Origin of the sequence: Limnobacter sp. (assembly GCF_046297615.1) — a bacterium.
Taxonomy (GTDB): domain Bacteria; phylum Pseudomonadota; class Gammaproteobacteria; order Burkholderiales; family Burkholderiaceae_B; genus Limnobacter.
Map to the genome: position 1 here is coordinate 220982 of NZ_JBKBHM010000002.1, position 16278 is coordinate 237259.

Here is a 16278-nt window from a genome sequence, read left to right on the forward strand (position 1 = left end):
GAAGAAATTGGCTCGGTCAGATCGAGGGTTTGCCAGCGGGAATGCGGGGGGTGTCCACCTGTACATCCCCACACTGCGCCCGGTGCAGCAAAACATGGTCCATCAAAACCAAGGCCAGCATGGCTTCAGCGATTGGCGTGGCGCGGATACCTACACACGGGTCATGACGGCCAAAGGTTTCAACCTCAACTGCCTGCCCGGCCTTGTCAATGGAGCGGCGTGGCAAACGGATACTGGAAGTGGGTTTGATCGCGATGCGCACTTCAATGTCCTGCCCGGTGGAAATGCCTCCCAAAACGCCACCTGCGTGGTTGGATTCAAACCCCTCGAGGGTGAGTTCGTCACCGTGTTCGGAACCCTTCTGAGTGACACATCCAAAACCTGCACCAATCTCCACGCCCTTCACCGCATTGATGCCCATCATGGCATAGGCGATGTCAGCGTCCAGCTTGTTGTAAAGCGGTGCGCCCAGCCCGACTGGCACCCCGGTGGCCTGCACACGCAGCGCCGCCCCACAGGAGTCACCCGACTTGCGCAGGGCGTCCATGTAAGCCTCCAACTCGCTGACTTTTCCGGCATTGGGTGCAAAGAATGGGTTGCCGGGCACATCATCCCAGCTTGCAAATGGAATTTCTACGTCACCGATCTGGGTCATGCACCCACGAATTTGAATGCCCAGGTGGGTTTTAAGCCATTTTTTGGCCACTGCACCAGCAGCCACCATGGGTGCGGTCATGCGGGCTGAGGATCGGCCACCACCGCGATAATCCCGAATGCCGTACTTATGCCAGTAGGTGTAGTCAGCATGCCCGGGGCGGAAGGTTTCAGAGATGTTGCCGTAGTCTTTGCTGCGTTGGTCCTGATTGCGAATCAGCAAGCCAATGGGCGCACCGGTGGTCACGCCCTCAAACACGCCGGAGAGAATCTCAACACGGTCCTCTTCTTGGCGCTGCGTCACATGGCGGGACGTGCCGGGCTTGCGGCGGTCCAGATCGAACTGGATGTCTGCCTCGCTGAGTGGCAAGCCCGGGGGGCACCCATCAACCACACATCCGATGGCTGGCCCATGGCTTTCCCCAAAATTGCTGACGACAAAGAGGTGACCCAGGCTGCTTCCGGACATGATGATGGCGTTTAAACGTAAAACGCCATTTTATCGGAATATTCAAACCAAGGCTTCATTCCAAGCCAGAAGCAGCCGCCCGCCAAGGGCATGACCGCTGAGGAATGCATCTTCGACACGCGCTTCAGACATCCAGTCACCACAGGCCCCCAACATTCGCTGCTCATCGAGATAACACACCTCGCCTGTCGGGTTCAGCGGCAATGAATACAACCAGCGATGCGCTGTGGCCTTGTGTTCAGGCAGATGCACACCCACTGCACTTTGGAAAACATCCAGCAGTTGGTCCAGCACCTCTGAGGCAGCCGCGTCTTTGTGCGAGGCCGACCACGGCGCCGTGGCCTGAAGCACCCAGCGCTCACCTGCCGCACGTCCGGGTTTGGAGCAATCGCGCGCAAGCCAGCCCAGCGGGCTGTCCACCACAAAAGCACCGTCATAGGGCACCTTCAGGGGCTCTGCCAGCTCGACCATCACACTCCACGTCACCGTGGACTGCACCGAGGCGGCACGATCAACCAGTTCAGGGCAAACGCCTTGCCACAACTCTTTGCTTTGCTCGGCGGGAATCGCACTGAGGACCGCGTCATAACCCGATTCAACCTTCACCGTGCCATCCGTGGCGTGTAAGGTCAGTTGGTACCCTTCCGAGTTGCTGGCAATGCCGGCCACGCGCAGTTGGGTGCGCACCGTCAAGCCCTCTGCCAAATAACGGCCCAGGCTGGACATCCCTGGTGTACCCACCCAACGCTTCGCACCCTGGGCGTGAGGCGTGTGCCGGGCGTAGCCCAAATCCACAACTTCCCCATCCCACTGCGCGACAGCACCAGCAGCAGCGGCTGCCATCAGGATTTTCTGAAACTCGGGGTGATTGGCCTGAAAGTACTGGGCACCATGATCAAACCCCACAGGGGGGCTGGAGGTCATGTCCAACCAACGGGTGGACATTCGCCCCCCGGGGCCCCTGCTCTTTTCAAACACCTGAACATCGTGCCCGGCTTCGTGCAACACGCGTGCACACGCGAGACCTGCCATGCCGGCGCCTACCACTGCAACCTTTTTGGCCATGTCTGGACCCTCCTGAAACTGCGATCCCCGCTGCCGAATTCACAAGAACTGGCAGGTAATACCCAGGCCAGCGCAAAAAGCGCGGGCCTGTTGACTTAATTGCTGCCCTCTTCCACCGGCCAATCGCGAATGTAGCCTTTCAGCATTTTGTTCTCGAAACTTTGTTCTTCAAGCACGGCCTTGGCCACGTCGTGAAAGGAAATCACGCCGCACAGGGTGTTGTTGTCCATCACGGGCAAGTAACGCTGATGGTTTTCCAGCATCAACTTGCGCAAGGCATCCACTTCCATGTCCAAAGAGGCCACCGTAGGGTGGGCGTTCATCACTTCATGAACCACAATTTCAGACACAGGGGGTGTAGGGCCTGTGCGGTGTTCTTTCTGCCGTTTGGCCAGAATGGCGATCACCTCGCGGAAGGTCACAATGCCCGCCAAGCGGCCTTTATCCATCACCACCAGGGAACCCACATCATGGTCAGCCATCGTGACCACGCAATCGGACAACGATGTTTCGGGCGTCACTGTGAACAAGGTATTGCCCTTGACGCGCAGTACTTCTTTGACTTTCATCTCACACCTCCTGAGGGATAGTTCTGATTATGCGTTTTGATTCATCGTACCCGAAAAAGATCAGGTGTCAAACGACTGGAATCCGTTGAGATTGAGACTCAGCGCGGTTAAGCTAGCGAAATACAAGCGACAGCGTGTAACAATTTCAATTAAATCAAGGAGACAAGAACATGCCCAAAACAGGCAGCCGATTCCAGACTTTTGCGGATTTCTACCCGTTCTACTTGGCTGAGCACAGCAATTTGACCTGCCGCAGGCTTCATTTTGTGGGGTCAACACTGGCGTTGATTTGCTTTTTCAAGCTGTTCACAACTGGGCAGGTGTCGTGGCTGTTGACCGGCTTGGTCACCGGTTACGCCTTTGCATGGGTGGGTCACTTCTTTTTCGAGAAGAACAAGCCAGCCACTTTCAAATACCCCCTGTGGAGCTTTATGGGTGACTGGGTGATGTACAAGGACATCCTGACCCGGAAAATTCCGTTTTGATCAGTCTTTCTTGTCGAACGGGTTGGCGGTGCTTCGGAATTCCACACGCAGCGGAGTACCCGTCAACTTGAATCGTTCGCGAATCTTGGTTTCAAGATAACGTTTGTAGCTGTCGGGAATGGCATCCAAGGCGGTGCCATGAACCACAACAATGGGCGGGTTTTGGCCACCCTGGTGGGCGTAGCGCATCTTCGGCCTGAAAATACCCTTGCGCGGGGGCTGTTGATGCTCCACGCATTCCTGAATCAGACGGGTCAGTTTCGGGGTTGGCAACTTGGCAAATGCGGCAGCATGGGCTTCATCGACTGACTTCATCATGGCCCCAATACCAAACGGTTTGGTGGCCGACACGAAATGCAGGTTGGCGTAACCCAGGAAAGCAAGCCTGCGGTTGACCTCGGCTTTGACCCGGTCTTTTTTGTACTCGTCCAGGCTGTCCCATTTGTTCACAGCCAGCACCAAAGAGCGCCCTGCTTCCACGATAAAGCCCGCAATGGAGGCGTCCTGATCAGAGATGTCTTGCTGCGCATCCAGCATCAGAATCACCACGTTGGCGTCTTCAATGGCCTGCAGGGTCTTGATGACTGAAAACTTTTCAATCGATTCAAATACCTTGCCGCGCTTACGCAACCCAGCGGTGTCAATGAGGGTGTACGGCTTGTCGTTGCGTTCGAAGTCGATGTAGATGCTGTCGCGCGTGGTGCCCGGCATGTCGAATGCAATCACACGTTCCTCACCCAGCAAGGTGTTGACCATGGTGGACTTGCCCACATTCGGACGGCCTGCGATGGCCACCTTGATTCGCCGCCCGCCCTCGTCGTCTTCGGGCATTTCAGGCAGTTTGCTACACGCCAATTCCATCAATTGGCGAACACCATCGCCGTGGCTTGCAGAGATGGTTTCGGGTTCGCCCAACCCTAGCTCGTAGAAGTCAGCGGCGGCAACCGCGTGGGAATACCCTTCGGTTTTGTTGACCACCAAAATAACTTCACGGCGAGCCTTTCGCAGCTCATCGGCAATCACATGGTCATGCGCAGTGATGCCGGCACGACCATCGACAATGAACAAGACCACGTCACTTTCGACAATCGCCTGGCGGCTTTGCTTGGCCATTTCGGCGTAGATACCGTCCTTGGCCACAGGCTCGAGGCCGCCTGTGTCCACCACCAAATAGCTGCGTGGGCCGATGCGCCCAAGACCATAGTGACGATCACGCGTCAAGCCCGGCTGGTTGGCCACCAAGGCGTCCCGAGTGCGGGTCAACCGGTTAAACAGTGTGGACTTGCCGACATTGGGCCGGCCCACCAGGGCGATGACGGGTTTCATGCTGGGTTCTTTACTGGACTGCGATCAGCGCAAGTTCACCCTTGCGACTCTGGATCAAAAATTCGTTGGTGCCTGCGGCTTGGGCTGCGCCGGTGAAGGCGGAGGACCCTACACGGGTGCGGGCAATCGTCTTGCCGGTGTCCCGGTCGATGAAATGGACATAGCCTTCAAAATCACCGATGACCACAGAACGTCCGACTGACAGAGGGGTTGTGGGCAAACGCCGCTGGAAGTTGGCAATACGCCAGACTTGCTTGCCACCATTGCGGGAGTACGCAAACAGGTCGCCGAGTTCATTGGCGGCAATCACATAGCGGTCATCCACCGACGCGCCGTTGGGCGATGACAATTCCGAGTTCCACAGTGTTTTACCGCTGGTGGAGTCCAAACAACCTACCTTGCCCTGGAACGCTGCAGCACACACTTCGCGGAAGTTGTAGACAGGGTTACCCGTTACATCGGCGATACGCTCAATTTCTGTGGTGCCTGTGGGCGATGCCAAAATGGCTTCCCAAACCACGTTGCCTGTGTTCAGGTCCAGACCCACCAACCGACCACCCGGAAAACCGGCATACACACGCGCGTTGTTGATGTCCACCGTGGAATTGATTCGAAGGGTCAGGGGTGGCAACTGGCGGCTGTGTTTCCAGCGCTGCTGGCCGGAATCGCTGGCGATGCTGATCACCGAAAAGTCGATACCCCGCACAATGATTGAATTGATTGAACCAGTCGGAACGCTGGTTACATCCACATCCATCGCGGTCTTCCATTTGGCTTTGCCCTGGAAGTCGAAGGCCACCAACTGGTTGGCACTGTCAACAACGGCAACCGTGTCAGCCGTGACTGCCACACCGGCGCGCAGCTTGTTGTCGGTTTTGGCTTGCCATTTGATTCGACCGGTTGACTTGTCCAAGGCAACCACGCGACCGGATTCTGATGCGGCATACACCACGCCGTCATAAACGACTGGCTGAAAGTAACCCTGCTCGGAGTTACCAACATCCAAGGACCAGCGGGTGCTGGTTTTCAGGTCGGCGTTGAAGTTGACCAGCTCTGCAGGCTTGACTTTGCTGGAAGAGAACGGGTTCCACTTCTCCAGCGTTGAACAGCCAGCCATGGCCAAGGTCACCAACACCAGCGCGCTCACGCGTACGATCGGCTTCATTTGCTTTGTTCTCCTGTAGCGGGCTGAGCGGCTGGCAAAGCAGCCAATTTGCGTTCAATCACGGTTTTCCAAGGGCTGTCAGCCTGAATTTTCTTCAAAGCCTCGCCATACTCTGTTCGGGCTGTACTTGTGTCGTTGCGGGCCAGCGCGATGTCGCCCTTGCGGTCGTGAAACAAACCCGCAAAGCCTGGGTAATCTTTGGACAACAGCGCCAGCGCCTGATCGTACTGCTTTTCATCCAACAGAATGGCCGACAACATGAGCGAGGCACCTGCGGTGTACTCATCCAGGCTTGAATGGTCAACCACCCACTGCAACTGTGTTTTGGCTTCTGTCACTTTGCCTTGATCGAACAAAGCCTTGGACAGCATCATGGCCCCTCGGGGCGCATAAGGGGAGCGCTTGTGCTCATCAGCAATTGAATTCTGAATTTGCTGAGCCAAGGTGAGGTCGCCTTTGTCCAGCGCCTTTTCCAGCTTCTCGTAGGGCACCACAGCCTGGGTTGCACTGCGTGCTTGCCACCACTTCCAGCCGTTGTTGGCGGCAAAGGCACCGAAAACAATAATAAGGACAGTCAGGATGAAGTTGCCATACTTGGCCCAGAACGCCTTCAGGCTGGCGATTTGCTCTTCTTCCTCAAGGGTGTAGCGACTCACGATCCTTCTCCTTCTTTGTACAGCAGGCCAAACAGTGACTCGGCCAGTGTCTCTTGATTGAATTCTTTCTGCTCACCTTCCCCGCGCAGCATTTTCACGGCAGCGGTGCCTTTGGCCAGTTCGTTCTCGCCGAGGATGACTGCTACAGAGGCACCACTGACATCAGCACGCTTCATCTGCGACTTGAAGCCGCCACTGCCGGCATGCAGAACCACGGCAAAGCCAGCATCCCGAAGCTCTTCAGCGAGTGTAAATGCGCGGCGTGCAGTGCCCTCACCCTGGTGAACCACGTAAATGTCGAGGTCGGGCGTGTCATCGGGTTGATTGCTTTCCAGATACAACTCCAGCAAACGCTCCAAGCCAATGGCAAACCCGATGGCTGGGGTGGGTTTGCCACCCAATACTTCGATAAGGCCGTCATAACGGCCACCACCGCAGATGGTGCCCTGTGAGCCCAGAGCCTCTGTGATCCACTCAAACACCGTGAGGTTGTAATAGTCCAGGCCTCGCACCAGCCGCGGATTTTCCACAAACTCCACACCCGCATCCGACAACAGCCGCTTCACGCCGTTGTAATGCGCCAGTGAAGCTTCGCCCAAGTACTGCGAAAGCCGTGGCGCCTGGTTCACCATGTCCTGCATGGTTGGGTTTTTGGTGTCCAGAATCCGCAGCGGGTTGGAATACAGGCGGCGCTGGGCGTCTTCATCCAGCAGCTCGCGGTGCTGTTCGAAATACGTGATCAGCGCCTGCCGGTGGGCCAGACGTTCTTCAGCCTCACCAAGGCAGTTGATTTCCAGGCGCACACCTTCCAGCCCCATGTCACGCCAGAGGCGCGACAGCATCACAATCAGTTCTGCATCGATGTCAGGCCCTTCAAAGCCAAGGGCTTCCACATCCAGTTGGTGGAATTGCCGGTAGCGGCCACGCTGAGGCCGCTCGTGGCGAAACACTGGCCCCATGGAATACACACGCTGGGGCGCAGCGTAAGTCAGGTTGTGCTGAATGGTGGCCCGCGCGATGCCCGCGGTGAATTCGGGGCGCAGGGTCAGTTCATCGCCGTTTAAACGATCAACGAAACTGAACATCTCTTTTTCAACGATGTCGGTAACCTCACCGATTCCACGCCGAAACAGGGCTGTTGGCTCAAGCACGGGCGTCTTGATGAGACGGTAACCATAGGAGGTCAGCCATTCACGCAGCATGGTTTCCAGGTTTTCCCAATGGATACCTTCCATGGGCAGAACATCGTTCATGCCCTTGACTGACTGCAATTTGACCGGCTTTTTGGTTTTGGACTGATCCGTGGATTCAGGCTGGCTCATGAAATGCGCAAACAGACGTATTGATTCAACCTGCTATTGTCGCCTATTCTGCGGGCGCTTTTGACCCTTGGCCGTACCTTTGCTCCACATATCGCTGAACAATCTGCTGGAACTCACCGGCAATATTGTCGCCTTTGAGAGTCACCGAACGCTGGCCATCCAAAAACACGGGGGCTGCTGGTGCCTCGCCAGTACCCGGCAGGGAAATACCGATGTCGGCATGCTTGCTTTCGCCGGGCCCGTTTACCACGCACCCCATGACCGCCACTTTCAGCTCTTCAACACCGGGGTAGGTGTTCTTCCAGATGGGCATCTGATCGCGAAGGAAAGTCTGAATGCGGTCAGCCAGTTCCTGAAACACAGTGCTGGTGGTTCGGCCACAGCCGGGGCAAGCAATGACTTGCGGTGTAAACGCACGCAAGCCTAGGGACTGGAGAATTTCTTGAGCAACCAGCACTTCGCGGGTGCGGTCACCACCGGGCTCGGGCGTCAGTGACACACGAATGGTGTCGCCTATGCCTTCCTGAAGCAATACCGACAGGGCTGCGGTGGAAGCGACCATACCCTTGACACCCATGCCAGCCTCGGTCAGGCCCAAGTGCAGAGGAAACTCGCTTCGACGGGACAATTCGCGATACACGGCAATCAGGTCTTGCACCTGGCTCACTTTGCAGGACAAGACGATTTTGTTGGCCGGCAGGCCCAATTCAACCGCCTTGTGGGCGCTGGACAGCGCGGACTCTATCAGCGCTTCATACATCAACTGTTCAGCGGGCCAGGGGGTCTCACGCTGACCGTTCTCATCCATCATTCGCGCCAGCAAGGACTGGTCCAGACTGCCCCAGTTGACTCCAATACGAATCGGTTTGTCGTACTGGATGGCAATGGCCACCATGGCCGCGAAATTGTCATCCCGCGAGCGGGCTGAGCCCACATTACCCGGGTTAATTCGATACTTGGACAGTGCCTTGGCGCACTCGGGGTACTTCTGCAGCAACAAGTGTCCGTTGTAATGAAAGTCGCCGACGATGGGCACGGGAATGCGCATCTTGTCCAATTGTTCACGAATGTACGGAACCGCCTTGGCTGCTTCGTCATTGTTGACGGTGATGCGAACCACCTCGGACCCAGCCAGGTAAAGCGCCTTGATCTGCAAGGCGGTGTTCAACGCATCGGCGGTGTCTGTGTTGGTCATTGACTGAACCACCACAGGTGCGCCTCCACCGACGTGGACCACATGCTCTTTCCAGCGCACTTGCACGGCGTGGGTTGCACGCCGGGCTAGAGGGGTATTGGGAATCACGGTGTTCGACTGCAGAAATTGATTATTGAACAGTCAGGCGAGCCACTTCACCCTTCACGGATGTTGAGAGGTCCACCGGCTTGCCGTTGTTGGTGACTTTGACGGCCTTGGCATTGCCCACGATGAGCTTGAACGGCGCTTTGCCCTTCACGTCCAGTGCGCTTCCGGCCTCATTGAGTTGGGACACCAGGACCTGATCGTCCGCGTCACGCACTGTGACCCAAGACTGTTCCGCAAAAGCAAACCGCAAGGCGCCGGGCGCTGCAGCCACTGCTGGTGCGGCGGCAGTTGCGGGTGTGGCTGCCTGAACTGTGGACTGAGTAGCCGCAGGCTTGCCCGGGGCGGGTGGAACCACTGCTGCGGCTGTTGATGGTGCTGGGGCAGCCACAGTCGCAGAATTAGCCGCAGGTGCTGCCGCTTGAGGCGCTGCGGGTGCAGACGGTGCCGCCGCGGTGGGTGCAGGGGTTGCAGCAGGCGCAGCCGGGGTGGGCTCTGTGGGGGCTGGGTTCAATGCAGGAAACACCGCGCTGGGTGTAGCAGCAGACTGCCCGGCAGCGCCGATGGGCACTGAAGGCGCATCATTGGCCGATGGCGTGGCTTCCTGAGGCTCCTGCATCGGCGGCAATGCTTGTGCCACATCGGCTGGGGCATCCTCGCCAGACATAAATACAGGCAAATAAAACACAGCCATCAGCACCAAGGCAGCCAACACGATGCCATAGCCTATGGATTTACCGGGCTTGCGATCAAAATTCAAACCAGTAAGCCGCCGGGATGACTGGGGCATGGACGCCTGAAGGGTGTCTTTGCGTGTAATTTGCGCCGCACGGGCCGAGGCATTCACGTGGGCAGGAGCAGCCTCGGAAAAGCCGTAGCCGGCAATGACGGCGACCGGGTCCAGCTTGACCGCCTTGCAATAACTCTTGATGAAGGCCCGTGCAAAAGTTTCGGACGGCAGGCGGGCCGGATCGCCACTTTCCAGAGCCTGAAGCTGACGCTCATTGATTTTGGTCAGCGCAGACACATCGGACAGGCTCATGCCCAGCTTTTCACGGGCTGCGCGCAGCATGGCACCCGGGTTTTGCCCGGCCGCCAGCAGGGTCAAATTGGGTTGCCGCTCAGCAAGTGGCGAATTGTCCTGAATGTCTTCGCTGGCGCCATTGTTGGCGCCTTGGTCATCTTGGCTCATTGCACGTTGTTCGATCATTTTGGGGTTTCCGGAGGCCATGACCAGTGGCTTGGCCTCTCACTGTACTGGACTGTAAAATTTTCAATTAAGCATTCGTTAAGAATACGTGAAGCGTACGCCTGTTAACAAGCAAAATTTCCATGAAAATTCATGCTGTTGTGACAAGTTTCACACTTCGGCCTGAAGGCCCGCACTTAACAATTCTTCAATTCGCATCGCTGAGAATGATTGTAATTCAAAGCCAACGCTGCACTGCAACTTAATTCCTAAATTTGGCGCTGCGCTTGAGCACTTCAACCGGAACAGCGGTTTCAATCCGTTCTTTCACGCGGGTTCGGTCCATCACCTCCCCTGCCAACTGCCCGCAGGCTGCATCAATGTCGTCCCCACGGGTTTTTCGCACGGTGGTCACCACGCCAGCCTGGGTCAGCACATCAACAAACGCTTTGATGGCCGGGGCCTTGGACTTGTGCAAACCCGACTCAGGAAACGGGTTGAACGGGATCAGGTTGAATTTGCACGGCACATGGCGTGCAATATCCGCCAACTGATGGGCGTGCTCGACCGAATCATTCACGCCATCCAGCATCACGTATTCAAAGGTGATGAAATCGCGGGGGGCGTGGTTCAGGTAGCGCAGGCAGGCGTCCAACAATTCGCGTAAGGGGTACTTCTTGTTCAGCGGAACGAGGTGGTCACGCAGGGCGTCATTGGGCGCATGAAGGGACACGGCCAGCGCCACCGGGCAATCCTGAGACAAACGGTCCATAAACGGAACCACTCCCGAGGTGGACACAGTCACCCGCCGGCGCGACAGGCCATAGGCCTGATCATCCAGCATCAATTGCAGGGCCGGCACCAACGCGCTGTAATTCAGCAGCGGCTCGCCCATGCCCATCATGACCACATTCGTGACTGGGCGTTCTTGAGGATATTCCCGGCCATCGGCCTTGAGCAGCACATTGGCCTGCCAAAGCTGGGCCACAATTTCGGCGGTGGTGAGGTTTCTGGAAAAGCCCTGCTTGCCTGTGGAGCAAAAACGGCAGTTGACTGCACAACCGGCCTGCGAGCTGACACACAGGGTGCCCCGGCGCTCTTCGGGAATAAACACCGTTTCTACTGCATTGCCCTGCCCCACATCGAACAGCCATTTGCGTGTGCCATCTTTGGACACGTGATCACTGATGATTGGGGGTGCCTTGACACAGGCTTTGCCTTGGAGATTCTGGCGAAACGATTTGGCCAGATCGGTCATGGCCTCGAAGTCAGCCACACCGGACTGGTGGATCCATTTGGACAGTTGCTTGGCTCGAAACGGTTTTTCGCCCAGCGTGGTGCACCATTGCACAAGCTCAGGCACCGAATATTCCAGCAAATTGTCCAAGTCCTGCGTCATGACCGCCTCGGTTCAAAACAGAGCGGGGACGCCCAAGTGGGTACGCCCCCGCTGCAACAATTACCATTCCTGACCGGACCTTGCAAGCAGCAAGGCCCTCAGCCTGCAATTAGCGGCTGAATACTTGTGAGGATGGGAAGAAGTAAGCGATTTCAACAGCCGCTGTTTCAGCAGCGTCGGAACCGTGCACAGCGTTGGCGTCGATGCTGTCAGCGAAGTCGGCACGGATAGTACCGGGAGCAGCGTCCTTGGGGTTGGTGGCGCCCATCAGTTCGCGGTTTTTGGCAATGGCGCCTTCACCTTCCAGCACTTGAATCATCACGGGGCCGGAGATCATGAAGTTCACCAGGTCGTTGAAGAATGGACGTGCTTTGTGCACAGCGTAGAAGCCTTCAGCTTCAGCGCGGGACAGGTGGGCCATGCGAGAGGCCACAACCTTCAGGCCAGCGGCTTCAAAACGGCTGTAGATTTGACCAATCACGTTTTTGGCCACTGCGTCGGGTTTGATGATGGACAGTGTGCGTTCGTTCGCCATGAGAACAACTCCAGAATGTGTTCGAAAAAGGGAAAGTGAAAAACTTAACCCGCTATTATAGACTGTTTACGTGAATATTGCTTTGCGGGTGATGGAGTACGCCCTCCACTGCTGGTGAACCATTCATCACAGGGCGAAACTTTTTGTCACCATTTATACTCAAAGCCACAGAACCGGTTGGCTTAATGGCCTTCCGTTCATTTTTAGGAGACTTAAACCATGTCCGAGTTGAACACTGCACCTTTTGGCCGTACCGCTGGCGGTGTGGTTACTGCCGACACCAACCGTGTTTTGCGCAACACCTACTTCCTGCTGGCCCTGTCCATGGTTCCGACAGCGCTTGGCGCCATGCTGGGCATTCAGTTCGGGTTCTTCACCCTGTTTGCCGGCAGCCCCATTTTGTCGTTCGTGGTGATGCTTGCAGCCATGTTTGGCTTCATCTGGGGTATTCAGCGTAACCAAAACAATGGTTTTGGTGTGGTGCTGATGCTGGGCTTCACCTTCTTCATGGGCCTGATGCTGTCACGCATCCTGTCTGTGGCGCTGAGCTTCTCCAACGGCGGTGCCATCATCGGCATGGCTGCTTTGGGCACCGGCGTCCTGTTCTTTGGCTTGGCCAGTTACGCCGCAGTCACCAAACGTGATTTCACCACCATGGGCAAAACATTGTTCATTGTGTTGATCATGGTGATGGTGGCCTCGGTGGCCAACATTTTCCTGAAAATGCCCGCCCTGTCACTGACACTGTCCACTCTGTGCGTGGGCCTGTTCTCGATGTTCCTGCTGTACGACCTTCAGCGGGTGATGCGCGGGGGTGAAACCAATTACATTGCTGCAGCCTTGGCAATTTACCTGGACCTGTACAACCTGTTTGTGAACCTTCTGCAACTGCTGATGGCTTTCGCAGGCGGCGACCGGGAGTAAACAAACGCCGGTTTGACACGGTGCAACATGAAAAAGGCTTGCAAACCGAACAGAACAGGCGCACATTAAAAGCTCAAAGGCCGGTATACCTACCGGCCGCCAGGTTGGAGAGGCCAGTCTCCAACGAAAACGGGGCCCTAGGGCCCCGTTTGTTATTCTGCCGCTGAAATGCTGGCGTTACCTAAACAAGCGCTTCAATCGATTCCAGGGTTTGACTGGGCTTGCGGCCTGGGTCCTTCTCAAACACGGCGATGGACTCAACATGGGCGGTGTGCGGGAACATGTTGACCACCCCGGCCTGCACCAGCCTGTATGGGCCCACGTTGCAAAGCACGGCCACATCGCGGGCCAAGGTGGCTGGGTTGCAACTGACGTAGACAATGCGCTGAGGCTGAAATTCGGTTGAAGCACCCACAATGGCTTTGCAAATTTGCAAGGCACCGTCCCTGGGTGGGTCGATCAACACTTTGTCGAATTGGCCCCAACTGCTCCATTCCGGGCTTTCAACTTCAAACAGATTGCGCAGGTGGAATTCGGTTTTGTCCTCAAGGCCGTTGAGGAGGGCATTCTCTGCGGCCCGGGTCACCAAATCTTCAGAACCCTCGAACCCTTTGACGAAACGGCTGCGGGTGGCCAGTGGCAAGGAAAAGTTGCCCAAACCACAGAACAGGTCCAACACCCTGTCATCCTGCTTGAGATCCAGCAGTGACACTGCACGGGCCACCATGGCGTCGTTGATCATGTGGTTGACTTGGGTAAAGTCGGTCGGCTTGAAACGCATGTGTATCCCGAAGGATTCGATGCGGTAATGCAAGCTGTGCTCACCCATGTCGTCCAGCAGGTGCACAGTGCCGGGCCCTTCGGGCTGTAGCCACCACTGCACCGAATGGGCTTGGCCGAATTCCCGGAGCAACTGAAGATCACTTTCAGCCAAGGGTTCCAGATGTCGAAGCACCAGTGCAGTCACGCCCTCCCCCACAGCCAACTCAACTTGAGGCACGCGGGTGTAGATGGACAGGCTGGCGAGCAGTGCTGTTAGGGGCTTTAGAAGGTCAGAGACATGGGGCGGCAACACATGGCACTCTTTCATGAGGGCCACGTAGCTTGAGGCTTTCTCATGAAAACCGAGCAACATGCCGCCTTTTTTATCCACATGCCGTGCGGTGAGGCGAGCCCGGTGGCGATACCCCCAGGAAGGCCCGTACATGGGCCGCATCATCTGCTCTGGGCGCTGACGCCCGATGCGCAGGAGGAGGTCTTCCAAGGCGCGGTTTTTGATGGCCACCTGAGCGTCCAGGTCAATGTGCTGCATGGCGCAACCGCCACACACCCCAAAACTTGGGCAACGCGGCGCTACCCTCAGCGAGGAGGCCCGCAACACTTCTTTGGTGACGGCGCGGGCATAGGAAGGCCGCTCTTTGACGACGGCGGCGCGTACGCGTTCGCCGGTGATGGCCCCATCAACAAACAAGACTTTGCCATCGACGTGGCCGACGCCGTTGCCCTCGAGGTCGATGGACTCAATGTCCAGTTCAACAATGCGGGGCTCGGCTGGAGCCCGGTTTCGGCGACGTCCCATCAGTGTGTGTTCAGAGCAAAGGTTAATCGGTGTTTGGTAGTCGCTTGCGGCTTAACGCTTGGCCGGCAGGTATTCCATGGGGTCAACCGGCTTGCCTTGCTTGCGCACCTCAAAATGGAGTTTGGGGCGGTCGGAATCGGACTGCCCTGCTTCAGCAATTTTCTGGCCTTTGGTAACAGGTTCGCCCTCTTTGACCAAGAGGGTTTTGTTGTGGGCGTAAGCGGTCAGCAGATTGTTGTCGTGCTTCAGAATGATGAGGTTGCCGTACCCGCGCAGCGCGTTGCCGGAGTACACCACCTTGCCAGCCTGGGCGGCCACCACTGGGTCGCCCACTTTGGCGGCCAAGTCGATGCCTTTGTTCACACCGGCCTTGTAGGGCTGAATGACCTCGCCCGGATGCGGCCAGACAAACCCTGCGGTGGCCGCAAAGGGCTTGGGTGGCTCAACCGGGGTGTCGGCGATCGGCTTGGGGGGTTCTACAGGTTTGACTGAACCAGCGGGGGCAACAGGGTTCACTTCAACAACGGCATCGCTGCCACCAGTGCCCACAGCAGGTGCAGCGGCCGCTGGCGTGTTGCCACCGAAGCCTTCCACTTTGAGCTTTTGACCCACGAAAATTTTGTTGGGGTCGGTGAGGTTGTTGGCTCGCGCCAGTTCGCGCCAGTCGTGACCGAACTCCAGAGCGATGGCATACAGGGTGTCGCCAGCCTTGACGGTATAAAAACCATCGGTGCTGGCCGTCATGCCGCCTTCAAGGTTGCGGGAGGGCAAACGGTCGATCACCGGGGCTTGGTTGAAGGTTGAACTGCAAGCGCTCAACAACATCAGCACGGTGGCCGAGGCCAACGCATACATGCGGGCTGTGTTCAATGTCCTGTTCTCCATAGCGATGTGTCGGTCAAACGTCCCGGGTGCCTTTCAGCAGGGGCACGAATTTTACCAAATCCTTGTTCTCTCGGTGCCATTTGTCTGGGGCAAGGCGGTCTACAACGACAAGAACCTGCTTGTTTTGGTCCGCCACGGGCACGATGAGGCGCCCACCCACCTTGAGTTGACCCAGCAGTGCCTGCGGAATTTCCAAGCCTGCCGCAGCCACCACAATGACATCAAACGGGGCCTTGGCAGGACAACCCAGGAGACCGTCGCCATGCTGCACATCCACATGAGGCACCCCCGCAGTTTTGAGGTTACGCACGGCCTTCTGGTACAGGGCTTCGATGCGCTCTATGCTGACCACGCGCTTGGACAGCCGCGCAAATACAGCGGCTTGGTAGCCGCACCCTGCCCCAACCTCCAGAACGTTGTCCAGGCCCTTGCGCCCTTGAAGCGCGTACTCAGCGAACCGGGCCACGGTGAAGGGGCGGGAGATGGTTTGTTGATGACCGATGGGCAAGGCTGCGTCTTCATAAGCCCTGGAAGCAAAAGCCTCATCGACAAACAGGTGGCGTGGCACATCACCGATCACGTCCAACACACGCTGGGTGGCAATACCCAAGGTTTTGAGTTTGTTGACGAGGTTGGCGCGGGCGCGCTCAGAGGTGAGGCTTAAACCCCCGATACGTTCCGGCACCTTGTCCACCTTGCGGGCGGACTGGGGCATGAGCACCGGTGCCGGTTTGTAACGGGGTTTGTCGTTCATGT

16 protein-coding genes are annotated in these 16278 nt (G+C 57.1%); 2 read left to right on the forward strand and 14 right to left on the reverse strand.

Features of this window, described 5'->3' with window-relative positions:
* Positions 1–16 precede the first annotated feature (16 nt).
* The 3 genes from aroC to ACK4FF_RS04970 form a co-directional block, all read right to left on the reverse strand.
* Positions 17–1123, reverse strand: coding sequence for a chorismate synthase (gene aroC / locus ACK4FF_RS04960; RefSeq protein WP_409705333.1), 1107 nt, complete (start codon positions 1121–1123; stop codon positions 17–19).
* Positions 1124–1165: 42 nt separating this feature from the next.
* The gene (locus ACK4FF_RS04965; RefSeq protein WP_409705336.1) at positions 1166–2188 is read right to left on the reverse strand and encodes an NAD(P)/FAD-dependent oxidoreductase; all 1023 of its coding nucleotides are present in this window, start codon (positions 2186–2188) and stop codon (positions 1166–1168) included.
* 95 nt (positions 2189–2283) lie between these two features.
* Positions 2284–2757, reverse strand: a complete 474-nt coding sequence (locus ACK4FF_RS04970) for a CBS domain-containing protein (RefSeq protein ID WP_409705339.1) — start codon at positions 2755–2757, stop codon at positions 2284–2286.
* Between the two features lie 170 nt (positions 2758–2927).
* Between ACK4FF_RS04970 and ACK4FF_RS04975 the strand changes: the two genes are divergently transcribed.
* On the forward strand, positions 2928–3242 hold the full coding sequence (locus ACK4FF_RS04975) for an Mpo1-like protein (protein ID WP_409705342.1): 315 nt from the start codon (positions 2928–2930) through the stop codon (positions 3240–3242).
* Here ACK4FF_RS04975 and der read toward each other — a convergent pair whose 3' ends face one another.
* The 8 genes from der to ndk all read right to left on the reverse strand — a co-directional run bounded on the left by der (position 3243) and on the right by ndk (position 12134).
* Positions 3243–4568 carry a ribosome biogenesis GTPase Der gene (gene der, locus ACK4FF_RS04980; protein ID WP_409705344.1) on the reverse strand — a complete coding sequence of 442 codons (1326 nt, stop codon included), beginning with the start codon at positions 4566–4568 and terminating at the stop codon, positions 3243–3245.
* A gap of 10 nt (positions 4569–4578) precedes the next feature.
* On the reverse strand, positions 4579–5733 hold the full coding sequence (gene bamB / locus ACK4FF_RS04985; protein ID WP_409705347.1) for an outer membrane protein assembly factor BamB: 1155 nt from the start codon (positions 5731–5733) through the stop codon (positions 4579–4581).
* On the reverse strand, positions 5730–6389 hold the full coding sequence (locus tag ACK4FF_RS04990) for a YfgM family protein (RefSeq protein ID WP_409705350.1): 660 nt from the start codon (positions 6387–6389) through the stop codon (positions 5730–5732). The genes bamB and ACK4FF_RS04990 overlap by 4 nt, the downstream gene beginning before the upstream one ends.
* A complete protein-coding gene (gene hisS, locus ACK4FF_RS04995; protein ID WP_409705353.1) occupies positions 6386–7711 on the reverse strand; it encodes a histidine--tRNA ligase in 1326 nt (441 codons plus the stop codon). The genes ACK4FF_RS04990 and hisS overlap by 4 nt, the downstream gene beginning before the upstream one ends.
* Before the next feature lie 43 nt (positions 7712–7754).
* Entirely contained in the window at positions 7755–9014 is a 1260-nt protein-coding gene (gene ispG, locus ACK4FF_RS05000) for a flavodoxin-dependent (E)-4-hydroxy-3-methylbut-2-enyl-diphosphate synthase (protein WP_409705356.1), read from the reverse strand.
* 22 nt (positions 9015–9036) lie between these two features.
* Positions 9037–10221 carry a helix-turn-helix domain-containing protein gene (locus ACK4FF_RS05005; RefSeq protein ID WP_409705359.1) on the reverse strand — a complete coding sequence of 395 codons (1185 nt, stop codon included), beginning with the start codon at positions 10219–10221 and terminating at the stop codon, positions 9037–9039.
* Between the two features lie 241 nt (positions 10222–10462).
* Positions 10463–11599: a 23S rRNA (adenine(2503)-C(2))-methyltransferase RlmN gene (rlmN, locus tag ACK4FF_RS05010; protein ID WP_409705362.1), complete on the reverse strand. Its 1137-nt coding sequence runs from the start codon at positions 11597–11599 to the stop codon at positions 10463–10465.
* A gap of 109 nt (positions 11600–11708) precedes the next feature.
* Entirely contained in the window at positions 11709–12134 is a 426-nt protein-coding gene (gene ndk, locus ACK4FF_RS05015) for a nucleoside-diphosphate kinase (RefSeq protein WP_409705365.1), read from the reverse strand.
* 219 nt (positions 12135–12353) lie between these two features.
* On the opposite strand from ndk, the gene ACK4FF_RS05020 reads away from it, so the two are divergent.
* Positions 12354–13058 (forward strand): Bax inhibitor-1 family protein, encoded by a 705-nt coding sequence (locus tag ACK4FF_RS05020; protein WP_409705368.1) that lies wholly within the window; start codon positions 12354–12356, stop codon positions 13056–13058.
* Between the two features lie 181 nt (positions 13059–13239).
* Here ACK4FF_RS05020 and rlmD read toward each other — a convergent pair whose 3' ends face one another.
* Genes rlmD through ACK4FF_RS05035 form a run of 3 tightly spaced genes read right to left on the reverse strand, consistent with a single transcriptional unit; the run spans position 13240 to position 16276 of the window.
* Complete coding sequence (rlmD, locus tag ACK4FF_RS05025; RefSeq protein ID WP_409705371.1) at positions 13240–14637, reverse strand: 23S rRNA (uracil(1939)-C(5))-methyltransferase RlmD; 1398 nt, start codon at positions 14635–14637, stop codon at positions 13240–13242.
* 51 nt (positions 14638–14688) lie between these two features.
* Positions 14689–15507, reverse strand: a complete 819-nt coding sequence (locus ACK4FF_RS05030) for a peptidoglycan DD-metalloendopeptidase family protein (protein ID WP_409705374.1) — start codon at positions 15505–15507, stop codon at positions 14689–14691.
* A 28-nt stretch (positions 15508–15535) separates the two neighbouring features.
* The gene (locus ACK4FF_RS05035) at positions 15536–16276 is read right to left on the reverse strand and encodes a protein-L-isoaspartate(D-aspartate) O-methyltransferase (protein WP_409705377.1); all 741 of its coding nucleotides are present in this window, start codon (positions 16274–16276) and stop codon (positions 15536–15538) included.
* Positions 16277–16278: the final 2 nt, after the last annotated feature.